The organism is Micromonospora sp. C95 (genome assembly GCF_018070465.1).
Lineage (GTDB): Bacteria > Actinomycetota > Actinomycetes > Mycobacteriales > Micromonosporaceae > Micromonospora.
Genome location: NZ_JAGPXT010000013.1, coordinates 1 through 16,740 on the forward strand (window position 1 = coordinate 1; position 16,740 = coordinate 16,740).

The following is a 16,740-nucleotide window of genomic DNA, read 5'->3' on the forward strand; positions in this document are numbered from 1 at the left end:
GGGGGGGGGGGGGGGGGGTGGGAGGGGGTCAGAGTTGGGCTTGGGATTTCAGGGTTAGGTAGGTGTCGGAGAGGGCGGGGGCGAGGTGGGGGGCGGGGGCGTCGACCACTGTGACGTTGTGGCGGGTGAGGGCCTGGGTGAGGCGGTCGCGTTCGGCGAGGGTGCGCAAGGCGGCGGCTGCGGCGTAGGCGTCCGCCGGACGTCGCGGGGGTGCGGCGGTCAGCTGGGCCAGCACCGGGTCCTGGGCGGCGGCCACCAACACCCGGTGCCGGGCGGCCAGCCGGGGCAGCACCGGCAGCAGGCTCTCGCCGAGCGCACCGGGCTCCAGGGCGGTGAGCAGCACCACCAGGCTGCGCGGGCGGTGCCGCCGGAGCAACTCGCCCGCGATCAGCCGGAAGTCGGTCTCCACAAGCGCGGGTTGCAGCGGGGCCAACGCGTGCGCCAGCCGGCTCCACTGCCCGGGGCGTTCGACGCCACCCACCGAGGCGCGGGGCACGGCATCCGCCGCGAGCACGTCCACCCGGTCGCCGGCCCGCGCTGCCAACGCGGTGAGCAGCAACGCCGCCTCGATCGAGGCGTCCAGCCGTGGCTCGTCGCCCACCCGTAGTGCCGAGGTGCGCCCGGTGTCCAGCACGCAGATCAGCCGCCGGTCCCGTTCCGGCCGCCAGGTGCGCACCAGCACCTCGGCCCGCCGGGCGCTGGCGCGCCAGTCGATGGACCGTACGTCGTCGCCGGACACGTACTCCCGCAACGCGTCGAACTCGGTGCCCGGCCCGCGCCCCCGACCGACCTGTGTGCCGTCGATGACGCGCAGCCGCGACAGCCGCTCCGGCAGGTGTCGGCGCGAGTCGAAGCGGGGCAGCACCCGTACGGTCCACGGTGGCGTGCCGGGCCGACCACCCCATTGCCGGAACGCCAGCCCGAACGGCCCGAGCGAGCGGACGGTCAGGGCCACGGCGGGTCGGTCGCCTCGGCGGGTGGGGGTGAGTTGGGTGGGCAGCGCGAGCACCGCACCGGGCGCGGCCCACACCACCCGGGTCGGCGGTACCTCCGGTCGAGCCCCGGCCGAGGGCACCCAGGCGTCACGGACCCGGGCCCGCAGCGGTCGGCCGGAGCCGTTGCGTAGGTAGAGGGTGACCGTGGCGGTGCCACCGAGCCGTACGGCCCGCTCACCGGTCCGTTCGGCGGTCAGTGTCGCCAGCGGTGCGGCGAGCGCGAGGTCGAGCCCGACCAGCAGCAGCACCACGCCGACCATCACCGCCACCCCGACGAAGGGTGCCGGCCACCACGGCAGGGTCAGCGCGCCCGCAGCCAGCAGTGCCGCCACCCGCCAGGTCATCGCGGAGTCGGCACGGTGGCCAGCACCGTGTCCAGGACCGGGTCCACCCCGACGCCCTCAAGCTCGGCCTCCGGACGCAGGCGTAGCCGGTGCCGCAGGGTCGGTCGCGCCATCGCCTTGACGTCGTCGGGCACCACGTGATCGCGTCCGTTCAGCCACGCCCACGCCTTCGCGGTGCCGAGCAGGGCCGTCGCACCGCGCGGCGAGGCGCCCAGCTCCAGCGCCGGGGTGGCCCGGGTGGCCCGGCACAGGTCGACGACGTAGCCGAGCAGCGGTTCGGCGACGTGCACGCGGCCCACCGCCGCCCGCGCGGCGGCGAGGTCGGCCGCGTCCGCGACCGGGCGTACGCCGGCTGCGGTCAGATCCCGGGGATCGAAACCGGCGTGGTGGGCCCGGAGCACACCGAGTTCCTCGTCCCGGCTGGGCAGCGGCACGGTGAGCTTGAGCAGGAACCGGTCGAGCTGGGCCTCCGGCAGCGGGTAGGTGCCTTCGTACTCCACCGGGTTCTGGGTGGCGGCGACGATGAACGGATCGGGCAGCACGCGCTGCTCGCCCTCGACGGTGACCTGCCGCTCCTCCATCACCTCCAGCAGCGCGGACTGGGTCTTCGGCGGGGTGCGGTTGATCTCGTCGGCGAGCAGCAGGTTCGTGAAGACCGGCCCCTGGCGGAAGGTGAACGCCGCGGTCCGCGCGTCGAAGACCATCGACCCGGTGACGTCGCCGGGCATCAGGTCGGGGGTGAACTGCACCCGCCTCGACGTCAGGTCCAGCGCCGCGGCCACGGTACGCACCAGCAGCGTCTTGGCGACCCCCGGCACCCCTTCGAGCAGCACGTGACCACGGCAGAGCAGCGCGACGATCAGCCCGGTGACCACACCCTCCTGCCCGACGACCGCCTTGGCCACCTCGGCGCGGAGCCGGTGCAACGCGGCCCGGGTGGGGTCGGCGGCGAGCGGGTCCACGGTCGTCGCGGGTCGGGTCACCGGGGGTCTCCTTCGGATCGGGGCTTCGGCAGCCGGGGGGCCGGCGGGTCGGCGACGGGTTGCGCGGGGCTCGACCCGCCGGCACGCGCCACGCGGTCCAGGTCACCGGCCAGCTCCAGCAGATCCCGGTCGGTTCGCGGCGCGTCGCCGTAGAGCAACTCGTGGATGACGTCGGGTCGGTCGCCGGTGCCGGCGGCGACCGTGGCGGCGAGCGTGGTGGGCGGTGCTTCGGCGGGCAGGTGCACGCGTCGTGCCAGCCGGGCGAGCGTCGCGGTCCGGAGCAGCCGGGCGGTGCTCTCCCGGGCCTGTGCCCGCTGGTAGAGCCGGCCTCGGCCGAGAACCGTCTCGGCGGCGGGCACGGCGACCGGCAGCGGCTCCGGTGTGGGCGGGCCGAGGCGGCGGGCTCGACCGATGGCGACGAGCAGGGCCGCCAGCCCGAGTTGCAGCAGCAGCGCCCAGAACCACGAAGGAAAGGCCGACCAGAGCGGGTTGGGCGCCCCGGCGGAGCCCCGTCCACCGGGACCGGACGCCTCACTGTCCGGACGGCCGCCCGGTGCCGTCTCGCCGTCACCGCCGCGGTCCAGGTTCTCCTGGTCACCGGATTCGTCGAGGTCAGCGTCGCGGTCCGGCAGTGGCCGGGTCGGTGCGGAGCTGGGCTCGGGTGGCGGCGGTGCCGGACCGTCCAGGTCGAGCCAGACCACCCGGCCGGAGGTGGCGAGCAGTCCGGTCGCGAAGGCGAGGTTGTCCCATTCGTCGATCCGGCCGTTGCGGAACGGGTCGCTGGCACCCACCACCACGCTCTCGGCGGCTCCGGGCAGGCGGGCCAGGCCGCTGCCGTAGCAGAGATCGACGCTGTCCGGAGCGCCGGTCGGCGTGTACCGCTGGCGGGCGACGGCGGCGACGGCGGCGGGCGCGACCTCGGCCAGTGGGCAGGGCCGGTCGATGTCGTGCGGTGACACCGCCCGGGTCGCCCACCGCCGGCCGGTCGGTCGCAGCGGCAGGCCGGCGGCGGCCAGCACCCGGCGGGGCGGGTCGACCAGCACCAGCCGGGTGCCGCCGGGCAGCAGGCCCAGATAGTTGACGGTACGCGGGTGCAGCAGCTCGGGTGCCGGGACGAACAGGGTGGCCGGGCCGGGCCGGGTGGCCAGTAACGCCCGGAGCGTGTCGGTCTCCCGCTGCACCAGCACCCCGCGCTCGCCCAGGCTCGCGGCGAGCCGGCTGCCACCGTGGTCACCGGTCGCCACCGGGGAGAGGAAGCCCTGGTCGGTCTGGTCCGGCTGGTCGATCTCCCGGGTGACAAGTGTGACGGCCATCAGCAGTACCCCCACCAGCACCGGAAGAATGATCCGGCGGCGGCGACCCCGGGTGCTCACCGGCCGTCGTCCGTTCTGGACGGGGCCGTGGCGAGCAGCTCTCCGAGCCGACCGGCCTGGTCACGCATCCGGTGATCGTGTTCGGCGGTGGCCGGGCGTTGGGCGTACCACACCTCCGAGAAGATGGCGGCGGCGGCGGTCAACGGCGGCCCGGCCGGTGGATGGTTGGCGGCGGCATCGCTGACCACCTCGGCGACGGTCATGCCGGGCCGGACCTGTACCACGTGCCGGTCGGTGAGCTGGTGGAGCATGACCCGCAGCCGCTCGCGGACCGCCTCGGCGTAGCGGCCCTCGGCGGCCAGCCGGTCGGCCACCAGGACGGTACCGACCGGACCGGCGGGCGGTGGTGCGGCGACGGTCACCGGCGGCGTGGGCTCCAGCTTCCCGTTGCCGGTACCGGTGCGGCGGCGTCGGCGCGGCCGGGGGAGACGGCGGGGCAGCCAGCCGGGGAAGGTGTACCAGGCCGTCGCGGTGAGCGCCGTGAGCAGCACCAGCAGCAGCGCGGCCAGCGGCAGCGGCAGGTGGTCGCCGAGGGCGGCGGTGGTCTCGGTCCACCACCGGCTGAAGCTCATCCGCCGACCGCCAGCAGTTCGGCGGTACGCGGTGCGCCGGGCGCGCGGGAGAGCCGGATGTCCAGGCCCTCGGTGCGGATCCGGGTCTCCAGGTGCAGGACCGCGTCCAGGCAAGCCAGCGCGGCGTAGGCGACCGCGTTCACGGCCGCCCAGACCAGCATCCCCAGGGCACCGGTCCAACCCTCGGTGACCAGGCCCAGCGCGGTCAGTCCGGTGAACGTTCCCCAGCCGAGCCCGACCCGGATGATCCACCAGATGAGATAGCCAAGTACCCGGAGCGCGGCGGCCCGCCCGCACAGTCGCAGCGCGAGCGCGGCGGAGCGGTTGATCGCTCGTACCGGCGCGACCCGGTCGACCACGAGTGCCGGTGCCACCGCGCCCAGCAGGGCGAATCCGGCGAACCAGGCGGGGCCGAGCACGGCGGCGAGCAGCAGCATGACCGCGCCGACCGCGGGGCAGAGCAGGGCGGTGGCGCCCCAGCGGCCACCGGAGCCCCACGCGTCAGCGGCGGTGGACCGGTGGCCGACCAGTGCCTTGGCGGCGGCGCGAGCGGCCGGATTGCCGAGCAGCACAATGATCATCGCTTCGGTGGCCGCACCCAGGGCGAGCAGGAACCAGAAGATGTAGAGCTCGTTCGTGTCGGGCACCAACCACAGCGGCGCGGTGGCACCCGCGGCAATCCGCACGGGCAGCAGCACGAGTTGTTCGGCGGCGGCCAGCACGGCGGCGAGGGGGAGCAGGACCGACGCCTGGCCGCGCAGCAGCAACACCGCGGAGTCGAGCAGTTCGCCGGTGGTCAGTGGGCGGCCGGGGAGTACGACGGTCGGGCCGGTGTCGGGCACGCGCACTCCTGGAAGGCGGTGATGGTGGCGCGCTGCGGCGCACCCGGGGATCATGTTGACACGCGCGGTCCCCCGGGGTGCAGACCCGCCCCCCGGGGTGGCACGTGCGGGCGGTAGAACCGAGCGGTGCTGGGCACGGCCCACCTGACGGCAGTAGCGTGCGGGTGACGCCGAGCCCACCGAACTGACGGGATGGAACCATTAACCCCATGAGAGCCCGGGTACTGGTGGTCGACGACGACCCCGCGCTCGCCGAGATGCTCGGCATCGTGCTGCGTAGCGAGGGTTTCATGCCCTCGTTCGTGGCGGACGGGGAACGGGCCTTGGCCGCGTTCCGCGACAATCGGCCCGATATCGTGCTGCTTGACCTGATGCTGCCCGGAATGAGTGGTATCGACGTGGCGCGGGCGATCCGGGGTGAGTCCGGAGTGCCGATTGTGATGCTGACCGCCAAGAGCGACACGGTCGACGTCGTCCTCGGTCTGGAGTCCGGCGCCGACGACTACGTGGTCAAGCCGTTCAAGCCGAAGGAACTGGTGGCCCGGATGCGGGCGCGGCTGCGCCGGGGCGAGGACGCCGCGCCGGAGTTGCTCACCATCGGCCCGCCCGGCAACCAGATCGCCATCGACGTGCCGGCGCACACCGTCAGCCGCAACGGCGAGGAGGTGAAGCTGACGCCGCTGGAGTTCGACCTGCTGGTCGCGCTCGCCCGCAAACCGCGTCAGGTCTTCACCCGGGAGGTGTTGCTGGAGCAGGTCTGGGGCTACCGGCACGCGGCGGACACCCGGCTGGTCAACGTGCACGTGCAGCGACTACGTGCCAAGATCGAGCCGGATCCGGAGCGACCCGAAATCATCCTCACCGTTCGTGGCGTGGGCTACAAGGCGGGCACCGGATAGCCTTGGTCGCACTGTGGCCACCTCCCCGCTTCCCGATCTCGACCCGACCTCCCGCCGGCAGGGCGCCGGGTGGGAGTTGTGGCGTGGGGTGAGCAGCCGACTGGCCCGATCACTGGCGAGGCTGCACCAGACCTGGCGCCGCTCGTTGCAGGTACGGGTGGTGACCATCACGTTGGTGACGTCCAGCCTGCTGGTCGGTGGCTTCGCCTACCTGATCGCCGACAAGATCACGAGCATTCTGCTGGACAATGCCAAGACCGACGTCCAGCTGCGGCTGCTCAACGGCGCGGAGTACGCGGCCAAGCAGTTCAGCCTCTACAGCCAGCCCCAGGAGGCCCAGCTCCAGGAGACGATCGACGGCACGGTCACCTACCTCGCCGGCGGCGATCCCCAGCAGAACAGCGGCGTGGTGGTGGCCCTCACGGCGGACAACTGGCCCGGCGTGATCGAGGCGCGTACCTCACCGTCGGCGGACGTCCGGCCGCTGATCAGCCCCGAGCTGCGGGCCGCGGTGGCCGACGGCAACGTGGCCAACCAGATCCGCACCGGCCAGCTCACCGGCGACGCCGAGACGAAGTACCTCGTCTACGGCTCGCCGGTGCCCACCGGCTTCGGTCAGGTGGAGCTCTACTACTTCGTGCCGCTGACGCTGCAGGACACCACGGCGGCACAGGCACGGGCCACCGTGGTGGCCACCGGAGTCGCCCTGGTGCTGCTGCTCGGCCTGCTCGCGGCGCTGGTGACCCGGCTGGTGGTGCTCCCGGTACGGGTGGCCGCCCGGACCGCCCAGCGACTCTCGGCCGGTCTGCTCGACCAGCGGATGGCCGTCAACGGCGAGGACGATCTGGCGCTGCTCGCGGCCTCGTTCAACCAGATGGCCACCAACCTGCAACGGCAGATCCTGCGGCTGGAGGAGATGTCCCGGCTGCAACGTCGATTCACCTCGGACGTCTCGCACGAGCTGCGGACCCCGCTGACCACGGTACGGATGGCCGCTGACCTGATCTTCGCCGAACGTGACGAGTTCGATCCGGCGGTGGCGCGCAGCGCCGAACTGCTCCAGGCCGAGCTGGACCGCTTCGAGGAACTGCTCACCGACCTGCTGGAGATCAGCCGGTTCGACGCGGGCTTCGCGGTGCTCGACGCCGAGCCGACCGACCTGGTGCCGGTGGTCCACCGGGTGGCCGACCGACTGACCGGGCTGGCCGAGCGGGTGGGGGTGGCCATCGAGCTGGACGTCCCGACCGCTCCGGTGATCGCCGAGATCGACCCACGACGGGTCGAACGGGTGTTGCGCAACCTGGTCGGCAACGCGGTCGAGCACGGCGAGGGCCGGCCGGTGCGGATCACGCTGGGCATGGACGAGACCGCCGTCGCGCTTACCGTGCGCGACCACGGTGTCGGGCTCAAGCCGGGCGAGGAGAAGCTGGTCTTCAACCGGTTCTGGCGGGCGGACCCGTCGCGGGCGCGGCAGACCGGCGGGACCGGCCTGGGCCTGTCGATCAGCCTGGAGGACGCCCGGCTGCACGGCGGCTGGCTGGAGGCGTGGGGTGCGCCGGGCCAGGGCGCGCAGTTCCGGCTCACCCTGCCGGCGCGGGCCGGTGATCGGCTGACCACCTCGCCGCTGCGGCTGGTGCCGGCCGACGCCACGCTGCCGTTCGGCGGCGCGCCCGCCGGTGGGCTGCTGGCCATCGGGTCCGGCCCGGCCGGCACGCTCGCCGTCGGCCCGGCTCCGGACCTGGCGCCGCCGGCTGAGCAGCGGCGCGCGGAGGTGGGCTCGTGAGGCGACGGTTGCTGACCGGGGTTCTCGGCGGCGTGCTGATGCTGGGTGTCGCCGCGGGCTGCGGAATCCCCGACCGCAGCGAGGTGCAGATCGAGCAGCGTGGACCGGCTGCGGAGACGAACGGGTCGCTGGGACGCGGCCTGGAACCGCCGACGCGGGAGGCCAGCGGCAGCGACGCCGAGGCGTTCGTCCGCAACTTCCTCGCCGCGGCGGCCGGTGAGCCGGACCGGGCGTACGAGCGGGTCAAGCGGTTCATCGCGACCGCCGACCGCAACGGATTGTCGGAGAAGCAGGGCAGCGAGGTGGCGCTGTCGGTGGTGCGGCTCACCGACGACCCGGTGATCGAACCGGACGTCGACAGCATGAAGGTGACCATCACCGTGCAGCAGGTCGGCCTGCTGCGGGCCAACGGGATACTGGTGCCGCCGGTGGCCACCGAGTCGACGTACGAGTTCCGGCTGATCAGTGCCGGCCCGACCGGAGAGGACGACGCCGGGTACTACGTCAGTGACCCGCCGAACGTGCTGCTGCTCAGCGACGACGCGCTGCGCCGGTACTACCAGGCGGAGGCGATCTACTTCTGGAACTCCGACCGCACCCAACTCGTGCCTGACCAGCGGTACCTCTCCTCGGCCGTGCCGGCGGAGCGCCAGGTGAGCGAGGTCATCCGGTGGTTGACCGCCGGTCCCTCGGAGTGGCTGCGGATCGGCGTCTCCGGTCTCCCCGACCGGACAGAGATGATCAACAATGCCACCGGCTCGGATGGCCGCTGGGAGGTCAACCTCGACATGCCGGGCGCCGACGAGCGGCGGCTCGAGCAGTTCGGCACCCAGTTGGCATGGTCGCTGCGGGAGCTGCACGGCACCGTCGAGGTGAAGATCCTCAACCAGTCCCGCAAGGTGATCGACCTCGCGGAGCAGCGCCGGCTGAATCCGCTGGACCTGAGCGAGGTCAACGCACGGCGATACTGCGTCTACGAGGGGGCGATCCACTCGCTGACGGTGGCCGGCGAGGCCGCCGGCTCGGTGCCGCTGGCCCCCGAGGTGAACCACGACATCGTCTCCGCCGGACTGCGTCGCATCGACAACGACGTCCTGGTCGCCGCCGTGGTGGCCGGTGAGGACGGGCGGCAGCGGTTGGCCGTCGGCCGTGGTGATGGCGTGGTGGAAACGCTCACCGCCGGCACCAGCAGGTACGCCGCGATGAGCCGCCCGGTCTGGGTCCGCAGTGACGGTGCCCGGCCGGCCGGCCTGGTGGTGGCCGACGGCCGGCTCTACCGCTTCGACAGCCAGGCGACGACGCGGCAGGTCCAGCTCGGCCTGCCGGGCCGGGTCACCGGGGTGGCGGCCGCCCTGGACGGGCACCGGCTCGCGCTGATCGTCGACGGCAGGCTGCACGTCGCCGCGATCAACTGGGAGGGTGGGGTGCCCACCGTGGGCCCGGCCCGGCGATTGGTCAGCTCGCTGAGCGACGCCACCGCGGTGGACTGGTCGGCGGCGAACCTTCTGCTGGTGGCCGGCTCGGCCGGGCGTCCGGCGATCTACGACGTGAGCGTGGACGGTGCCCTGGAGACCCCGCTGCGGGAGGACACCGGCAGCCACGTCGACCACCTCGCCGCGTACCCTGCCGTCGCTGAGCGCTCCCCGTTGGCCGGCTCGTTCATGTACGAGGCGAACGGGGTGGCGTACCGCAGCAACCCGTTCGACCGGATCAACCGGGACCAGGTCCAGGGTGTGACACCGCCGCCGGCGGGCGTGCGTCCGGGCAACCCCACCGCACCCGTCTTCCTCTACTGAGTGCCGTGACCGGGGGGCTCTGGGCGGACCTGGCCGACCTGGTGCTGCCCACGGAGTGCGCCGGCTGCCGGCAACGCCGCCCCGGGCTGCGGCACGGCGTCTGCCCGGACTGCGTCACCGCGCTGCGGGCGCTGCGCCCGGTTCCGGTGCGCCCGGTCCCGGCCCCACCGGATCTGCCGCCCTGTCACGCCCTCGGCGAGTACGGCGGGCCGCTGCGGGAGACGCTGCTGGCGTACAAGGATCACGGCCGGCACGGTCTGGCCCGACCACTCGGTGAGCTGCTCGCCGAGGTGGTCGCTGCGGCGCTCGGTGCGGTCGGTCCGGTGCTACTGGTGCCGGTGCCGGACACCCCGACGGCGGCCCGGGCCCGCTACGGAGATCACCTGGACCGGTTGACCCGGCACTGCGCCCGACGGCTGCGGGCGGCGGGCTGGCCGGTGCGGGTGCACCACGCGGTACGCGCCGCACCCCGACCGGACTCGGTGACGCTGGACAGCGCCGGGCGGGCGGCGGCGGCCACTTCCGCCTTCCGGGCCCGGTCGGGCCGCGATCCGCTGGTCGCCGGGTCGAGGGTGGTCCTGCTGGACGACATCGTCACCACCGGAGCGACCCTCGCGGCGGTCAGCCGGGTACTGACCGGGCGCGGGCTGTCGCCGTACGGGGCGGCGGTGCTGGCCGCGACACGGAAAAGGCACCAACAGTGACCGATCGTGTTTCCGTTTCACCCCTTCGTGTATGAGGTGTGGAAATTCTCCGGCCGGTCTTGGCGACCGGGGGTGACTGTCGGGCTAACAGGAGTTAGCGTTTGGCTGTCGGGGGTAGGAAGGCCATCCCACCCACCCCCGGCGGTGAGAGGAGGCGTAGCCGCATTGACCGGTCGACGCCGAATGGGGCCGTCCCCCGGGCGCGACCGGCTTTCCGGATCGAAGACCGTCCGAACGAGGGAGGTCACGTGGACATCGTGGTCAAGGGCCGTAACGTCGAAGTGCCGGACCATTACCGGGTGCACGTAGCAGACAAGCTTGCGAAGATCGAACGCTACGACCACAAGCTCATTCGTGTCGATGTCGAACTGTTCCACGAGCGCAATCCGCGCCAGGCCGATCACTGCCAGCGGGTGGAGATCACCTGCTATTCGCGTGGCCCGGTGATCCGGGCCGAGGCCTGCACCAGCGACTTCTACAGCGCTCTGGACTCGGCGATCGCCAAGCTCGACTCCCGGCTGCGTCGCGCGGCCGACCGGCGTCGGGTGCACCGAGGCCGGCACGCGCCGCTGTCGGTCGCCGCCGCGACCGCCGGCCTGCCGGTGACCGACCTGCCCGCGCTGTCCGCCCCCGCGGAGACCAGCAGCGCCGCCACGGAGACCAGCACCGCCACCGCGCTGGCCGAGCGGCCCGAGGAGGAGTACGCCGACGACCAGCCGTGGCACATCGCCCGGGAGAAGGTGCACCCCGCCGAGCCGATGACCATCGACGACGCCCTGTTCCAGATGGAACTGGTGGGCCACGACTTCTATCTCTTCCAGGACAAGGAATCCGGCCGCCCGAGCGTGGTCTACCGGCGGCACGCCTACGACTACGGCATCATCTCGCTGGACATCTGACCGTCACGGCGGCCCGGCTCGGCACCTGCCGGCCGGGCCGCCAACCCTCGATCGGCGGGGCCGCCGGTCAACCCGTCGGATCGGTCGGTAGCAGGCCGTAGACGGTCGAGTCGGCCCGGTGACCGGCCGCCCCCGGCAGCCGGCCGCGCAACAGCCCCTCCCGCTGGAAGCCGACCTTCTCCAGCACCCGCTGGGACGCGGCGTTCTCCGGCAGGGTGCCGGCCCACAACCGGGACAGACCGACGTGGTCGAACCCCCACCGGACGAGCAGCCGGACGGCGCGGGTGGCGTAGCCGCGTCCCCGCCACTGCGGCAGCAGGCTGTATCCGATCATCGCCTGCCCGCTGGCGGGCTGGTCGTAGTTGAGTGTGCAGTTGCCGACGAAATCACCGGACCCACCGTCGAGGACGGTCATCGCGGCGGCGGTCCCGACCAGCCACTGCCCCTCCGCGCTGGCGCACCGCCGTTCGATCTCCTCCCGGGCGGGCGCTCCCGGGGGAACCCGACTGGCCGCCACCTCCGGATCGCTGTGCAGGCGGTAGGTCTGCTCGGTGTCGTCCGGTCCGAGCCGGCGCAGCACGATCACCCCGTCGGTCAGTCTGCCGTCGGGCAGGTCCGGCAGCGGGCGTGGCGACGGGCCAGGCGGGTCGTCGGCGAGCCGTACCCACACCGTCAGGTCCCGCCGACCGCCGCCCCGAACTGGTGTCGCGCAACGGCGTACCCCTTCGGGGCGGAAACCGGCGGCCAGCGCGACCCGCTGGCTGATGGCGTTCTCCGCGCGGGTGAGCAGTTCCAGGCGGGCGGTGCCGCCGGCGAAGGCGTGCTCGGACAGGGCGCGGGTGGCGGTGGTGGCCACCCCCCGGCCGCGCGCCCACGGTGCCACCCAGTAGCCGATCTCCGCCTGGCCCCGCTGCGGCACCGGATTGTTCAGGCCCACGGTGCCGAGCAGCCGGTCGGTCGCCGGGTCGGTCACGGCGTACGCGGCGCCACCGCCGGCGAAGGCGGCCGGCGCACCCTGCGTGATCCACCAGCGTGCGTCGGCCTCGGTGTACGGGTCGGGCAGGCCGTCGAGAAACCGCTGGGTGAGCGGATCGGCGCAGCCGGCCGCGACATCCTCGGCATCGTCGAGGCGGAACGGCCGTAGCCGCACCCCGTACGCCTCGATCCGCTGCTCGCTGTACTGATGATTCGCTCGCGGCTGCTCGCCCATGCCGGCCCTTCGCTGCGCTGCGCTCATGACAGGTCCTCCGCGAGCAGGGCACCGACCCAGGCGTCGACCCGGTTGCCGCGGTGGTGAAGGGCTCCTCGGGCGGTGCCCTCCATCGCGAAACCGGCCTTCTCGGCGGCCCGTCGGGAGGCGAGGTTGCCGACGTTGGCCCGCCATTCGATCCGGGCCAGCCCGAGAGTGGTGAAACCCCAGGCGCAGAGGGCCGCCAGCGCCGCCGGCTGGTAACCCCGCCCCCGGGCCTGTGGTGCGGTCATGAAGCCGACGTCGGCAAGCAGCGGATCGGTCGGCGACAGCCGCAGGTCGATCGAGCCGGCGTACCGGTCGGCGGCGTCGGTGAAGACGAAGGTGGCGCTGGTACCAGCGGCCCAGGTGCCCTGGACGAACCGCAGGAAATCCTCGGCGTCCGCTCGGGTGTAGCCCTCCGGCACGGTCGTCCAGCGCAGCGTGTCCGGGTCCCGGCAGGTGGTGACGATCGCGTCGAGGTCGCGTTCCTCCATCGGGCGCAGGCTCAACTCGTGCCTACCGGCGGTGGCGAACAGGGTCGGTTGTGGGTTGCCGAAGACGGCCGCACGCCGGGCCTCCAGGGTGCCCGGACCGGCCGGACCGACCTCGCCGGGCGCCGGTACGTCACCGGGCAGCAGCGAGCCGAACCACTCGTGGGCGCCGCCCGCCGGGTCGGCGGACCGCAGCCGGCCCTCGATCCGGAAACCGGACCGGAGCGCGACCAGCCGGGAGGCGTGGTTGCCCACCTGGGCACCCCAGAGCAGCCGGCGCAGCTTCAGCTCGTCGAAGGACCACCGGGCGACGGCCCGGACGGCGCGGACGGCGACCCGCCGGCCACGCGCCCACGGCGCGGTCCAGTACCCGATCTCGCTGAGTTCGTGGTTGCGGTCGATGGTGATGAGCCCGCAGGCACCGAGCACCTCGCCGCTGGCGGCGTCGCAGACCGCGAAGGCCGCCGCGCTGCCGAGTTCCCACTGGCGGGCCCGGTCCGCGACGAAGCGCTGCGCGTGTTCGTGCCGGTACGGGCGAGGTACGGTGGTCCAGCGCTGGATGTCCGGATCCTGGCAGGCGCGATGCACGTCGTCGACGTCGGTCTCCCGCCATGGTCGCAGCAGCAGACCGTCCTCGGTGATCTCCACGGGCTCCACCGGGTCATCGTGCCGGATCGTTCGCGCACGGCGTAACCGGATAACCGGGACGCGAACGAATGCGGAGAGTGTTATGTCGGTTTCGCGGCGGCCGACCACCGCCACCAGTGACCATCTGCCCGATGGAACGCCTACGATGGTTCGAGACTGTCTAGGGGAGCGTTGATCCGTGTCGATTCTGGAAAAGGTCCTCCGTGCGGGCGAGGGGCGCATGGTGCGCCGCCTCAAGGCGATCGCCGCCGCCGTCAACTCGATCGAGGACGACTACGTCAACCTCACCGATGATGAGCTGCGCGACATGACCGAGCAGTTCAGGGAACGCCTCGCCGACGGCGAGACCCTGGACGACCTGCTGCCCGAGGCGTTCGCGGTCTGCCGGGAAGCGGCGGCCCGGGTGCTCGGTCAGCGGCCGTACGACGTGCAGGTGATGGGTGGCGCGGCGTTGCACTTCGGCAACATCGCCGAGATGAAGACCGGTGAGGGCAAGACCCTGACCTCGGTGATGCCGGTCTATCTCAACGCGCTGTCCGGCAAGGGCGTGCACGTGGTCACGGTGAACGACTACCTGGCCCAGCGCGACGCCGCCTGGATGGGCCGGGTGCACGAGTTCCTCGGCCTGAGGGTGGGTGTGGTGCTGCCCAACCGGCCGGCCGCCGAGCACCGGGTGGCGTACGAGTGCGACATCACCTACGGCACGAACAACGAGTTCGGTTTCGACTACCTGCGCGACAACATGGCCTGGTCGAAGGACGAGCTGGTCCAGCGCGGCCACAACTTCGCCGTGGTCGACGAGGTCGACTCGATCCTGATCGACGAGGCCCGTACCCCGCTGATCATCTCCGGCCCGGCCGAGCACTCCGCCCGCTGGTACGGCGAGTTCGCCGCGGTGGTGGCCCGTCTCCAGTCGGGCAAGGACGGCGCGGGTGACTACGAGGTCGACTACTCCAAGCGCACCATCGCGGTCACCGAGCGGGGCGTGGCGAAGGTCGAGGACCGGCTCGGCATCGACAACCTCTACGAGTCGGTGAACACTCCGCTGGTCGGCTACCTGAACAACGCGATCAAGGCCAAGGAGCTGTACAAGCGCGACAAGGACTACATCGTCAGCGACGGCGAGGTCCTGATCGTCGACGAGTTCACCGGCCGTATCCTGCACGGTCGCCGCTACAACGAGGGCATGCACCAGGCGATCGAGGCCAAGGAGGGGGTGGAGATCAAGCAGGAGAACCAGACCCTGGCCACCATCACCCTGCAGAACTACTTCCGCCTCTACGACAAGCTCGCCGGCATGACCGGTACGGCGCAGACCGAGGCGGGCGAGTTCAACAAGGTCTACAAGGTCGGCGTGGTGACCATCCCGACCCACCGGCCGATGATCCGCGAGGACCGGGCCGACGTCATCTACAAGACCGAGCAGGCCAAGTTCAACGCGGTGATCGAGGACATCGCCGAGCGGCACCAGGCAGGTCAGCCGGTGCTTGTCGGCACGGTCTCGGTGGAGAATTCCGAGATCCTGGCCCGGCTGCTGACCCGCCGGGGCATCCCGCACTCGGTGCTGAACGCGAAGTTCCACGCCCGGGAGGCGGAGATCGTCGCTCAGGCCGGCCGCAAGGGTGCCGTCACGGTGGCCACCAACATGGCCGGCCGGGGCACCGACATCCTGCTCGGCGGCAACCCCGAGTTCCTCGCCGCCAACGAGCTGCGCCAGCGTGGGCTGGACCCGCTGGAGAACGCCGAGGAGTACGACAAGGCCCTCGAAGAGGTGCTGCCGAAGTGGAAGCAGGCCTGCGACGCGGAGGCCGAGGAGGTCGCCGCTGCCGGTGGGCTCTACGTGCTCGGCACGGAGCGGCACGAGTCCCGGCGGATCGACAACCAGCTGCGTGGCCGGTCGGGCCGGCAGGGTGACCCGGGCGAGTCGCGGTTCTACCTGTCCCTGCAGGACGAGCTGATGAAGCGGTTCCGTTCCGGTGCGGTGGAGGCGGTCATGGACCGCTTCAACATCCCGGAGGACGTGCCCATCGAGTCGAAGATGGTCACCCGCCAGATCAAGAGCGCCCAGGCCCAGATCGAGGGGCAGAACGCCGAGATCCGCAAGAACGTCCTCAAGTACGACGAGGTCATGAACAAGCAGCGCCAGGTGGTCTACGCCGAGCGACTGCGCGTACTCAACGGCGAGGATCTCTCCGACCAGGTGCGCAACATGATCGACGACACCATCGAGGCGTACGTGCGGGGGGCCACCTCGGACGGCTACGCCGAGGACTGGGATCTTGAGCAGTTGTGGTCGAGCCTCAAGCAGCTCTACCCGGTGGGTATCACCATCGAGGAGCTGGAGGAGGAGGCCGGTGGGTCGCGGGCCAGCATCGACGCCGACTTCCTGCTCGCCCGGCTCAAGGAGGACGCGAACGCCGCGTACGACCGGCGGGAGGAGCAACTCGGCGCCGAGGGCACCCGACAGTTGGAGCGGATGGTGCTGCTCCAGGTCATCGACCGCAAGTGGCGTGAGCACCTCTACGAGATGGACTACCTCCAGGAGGGCATCACGCTGCGGGCGTACGCCCAGCGCGACCCGGTGGTGGAGTACCAGCGTGAGGGCTTCGACATGTTCGCCACCATGATGGACGGCATCAAGGAGGAGACTGTCGGTTTCCTCTACAACCTCGAGGTGCAGGTCAACGAGCCGGAGCCGGAGGCCGAGGAGGTCCAGCTGCTGGACAAGCCGGTGGAGATCCGGGCCAAGGGCCTGGGTCGTGCGCCGCAGCAGCAGGGGCTGCAGTACTCCGCGCCGACCATCGACGGTGAGGCCGGTGCCGGTGCCATCGCGGTGCAGCGTGAGGAGCAGCGGGCTCCCGCGCTCGGCATCGGCCGTCCGGACCAGGCCGCACCGGCGGCACCGGGGCGGACGGCACCTACCGCGCCGCAGCGTCCAGCGGGTGGCCTGCGTGGTCCGGCGGTCCCGGTCGGCAACTCCCGCCAGCCCGCACCGGGGCAGGCGACCGCCAGCAACGGCCCGTCGCGCAACGCGCCGTGCCCCTGCGGCTCGGGTCGCAAGTACAAGCGCTGCCACGGTGCGCCCGGCGGCACCTCGGCCGGCTAGTGCGGTATCCAGCGCCGGACATATCGCGCCCGATCCACGGGCGAGTGGCCGTGAACCGCGAAGGTGGCCGCTCG

At 72.3% G+C, this 16,740-nt stretch carries 13 protein-coding genes; 6 read left to right on the plus strand and 7 right to left on the minus strand.

Going from position 1 to position 16,740, the window contains the following annotated elements:
• Positions 1-28 precede the first annotated feature (28 nt).
• Genes KBX00_RS16630 through KBX00_RS16650 form a run of 5 tightly spaced genes read right to left on the minus strand, consistent with a single transcriptional unit; the run spans position 29 to position 5,109 of the window.
• A complete protein-coding gene (locus KBX00_RS16630) occupies positions 29-1,339 on the minus strand; it encodes a DUF58 domain-containing protein (RefSeq protein ID WP_210827963.1) in 1,311 nt (436 codons plus the stop codon).
• Positions 1,336-2,322 (minus strand): MoxR family ATPase, encoded by a 987-nt coding sequence (locus KBX00_RS16635; RefSeq protein ID WP_210827967.1) that lies wholly within the window; start codon positions 2,320-2,322, stop codon positions 1,336-1,338. Before KBX00_RS16635 ends, KBX00_RS16630 begins: the two co-directional genes overlap by 4 nt.
• Positions 2,319-3,695 (minus strand): DUF4350 domain-containing protein, encoded by a 1,377-nt coding sequence (locus tag KBX00_RS16640; protein ID WP_210827968.1) that lies wholly within the window; start codon positions 3,693-3,695, stop codon positions 2,319-2,321. The genes KBX00_RS16635 and KBX00_RS16640 overlap by 4 nt, the downstream gene beginning before the upstream one ends.
• Complete coding sequence (locus tag KBX00_RS16645; protein ID WP_210827969.1) at positions 3,692-4,267, minus strand: DUF4129 domain-containing protein; 576 nt, start codon at positions 4,265-4,267, stop codon at positions 3,692-3,694. The genes KBX00_RS16640 and KBX00_RS16645 overlap by 4 nt, the downstream gene beginning before the upstream one ends.
• Entirely contained in the window at positions 4,264-5,109 is an 846-nt protein-coding gene (locus tag KBX00_RS16650; protein ID WP_210827970.1) for a hypothetical protein, read from the minus strand. The genes KBX00_RS16645 and KBX00_RS16650 overlap by 4 nt, the downstream gene beginning before the upstream one ends.
• A gap of 209 nt (positions 5,110-5,318) precedes the next feature.
• Between KBX00_RS16650 and mtrA the strand changes: the two genes are divergently transcribed.
• From mtrA to hpf, 5 genes are all read left to right on the plus strand, one after another.
• Positions 5,319-6,008 (plus strand): MtrAB system response regulator MtrA, encoded by a 690-nt coding sequence (gene mtrA / locus KBX00_RS16655; RefSeq protein WP_093406568.1) that lies wholly within the window; start codon positions 5,319-5,321, stop codon positions 6,006-6,008.
• A gap of 13 nt (positions 6,009-6,021) precedes the next feature.
• Entirely contained in the window at positions 6,022-7,791 is a 1,770-nt protein-coding gene (gene mtrB / locus KBX00_RS16660; protein ID WP_210827971.1) for an MtrAB system histidine kinase MtrB, read from the plus strand.
• Positions 7,788-9,587 (plus strand): LpqB family beta-propeller domain-containing protein, encoded by a 1,800-nt coding sequence (locus KBX00_RS16665; protein ID WP_210827972.1) that lies wholly within the window; start codon positions 7,788-7,790, stop codon positions 9,585-9,587. The genes mtrB and KBX00_RS16665 overlap by 4 nt, the downstream gene beginning before the upstream one ends.
• Positions 9,588-9,628: 41 nt before the next feature.
• A complete protein-coding gene (locus KBX00_RS16670; protein ID WP_210828190.1) occupies positions 9,629-10,291 on the plus strand; it encodes a ComF family protein in 663 nt (220 codons plus the stop codon).
• A 248-nt stretch (positions 10,292-10,539) separates the two neighbouring features.
• Entirely contained in the window at positions 10,540-11,190 is a 651-nt protein-coding gene (gene hpf, locus KBX00_RS16675) for a ribosome hibernation-promoting factor, HPF/YfiA family (RefSeq protein ID WP_210827974.1), read from the plus strand.
• Positions 11,191-11,257: 67 nt separating this feature from the next.
• Here hpf and KBX00_RS16680 read toward each other — a convergent pair whose 3' ends face one another.
• On the minus strand, positions 11,258-12,400 hold the full coding sequence (locus KBX00_RS16680; RefSeq protein ID WP_210828191.1) for a GNAT family N-acetyltransferase: 1,143 nt from the start codon (positions 12,398-12,400) through the stop codon (positions 11,258-11,260).
• Positions 12,401-12,423: 23 nt separating this feature from the next.
• Complete coding sequence (locus KBX00_RS16685; RefSeq protein ID WP_210827977.1) at positions 12,424-13,569, minus strand: GNAT family N-acetyltransferase; 1,146 nt, start codon at positions 13,567-13,569, stop codon at positions 12,424-12,426.
• Between the two features lie 169 nt (positions 13,570-13,738).
• On the opposite strand from KBX00_RS16685, the gene secA reads away from it, so the two are divergent.
• Positions 13,739-16,666, plus strand: a complete 2,928-nt coding sequence (secA, locus tag KBX00_RS16690) for a preprotein translocase subunit SecA (RefSeq protein ID WP_210827984.1) — start codon at positions 13,739-13,741, stop codon at positions 16,664-16,666.
• Positions 16,667-16,740 lie beyond the last annotated feature (74 nt).

Excerpts from the sequence above, each read along its gene's own strand:
- KBX00_RS16630 (WP_210827963.1), bottom strand. The coding sequence starts at position 1,339 with ATGACCTGGCGGGTGGCGGCACTGCTGGCTGCGGGCGCGCTGACCCTG.
- KBX00_RS16645 (WP_210827969.1), bottom strand. The coding sequence starts at position 4,267 with ATGAGCTTCAGCCGGTGGTGGACCGAGACCACCGCCGCCCTCGGCGAC.
- mtrA (WP_093406568.1), top strand. The coding sequence starts at position 5,319 with ATGAGAGCCCGGGTACTGGTGGTCGACGACGACCCCGCGCTCGCCGAG.
- KBX00_RS16680 (WP_210828191.1), bottom strand. The coding sequence starts at position 12,400 with ATGGGCGAGCAGCCGCGAGCGAATCATCAGTACAGCGAGCAGCGGATC.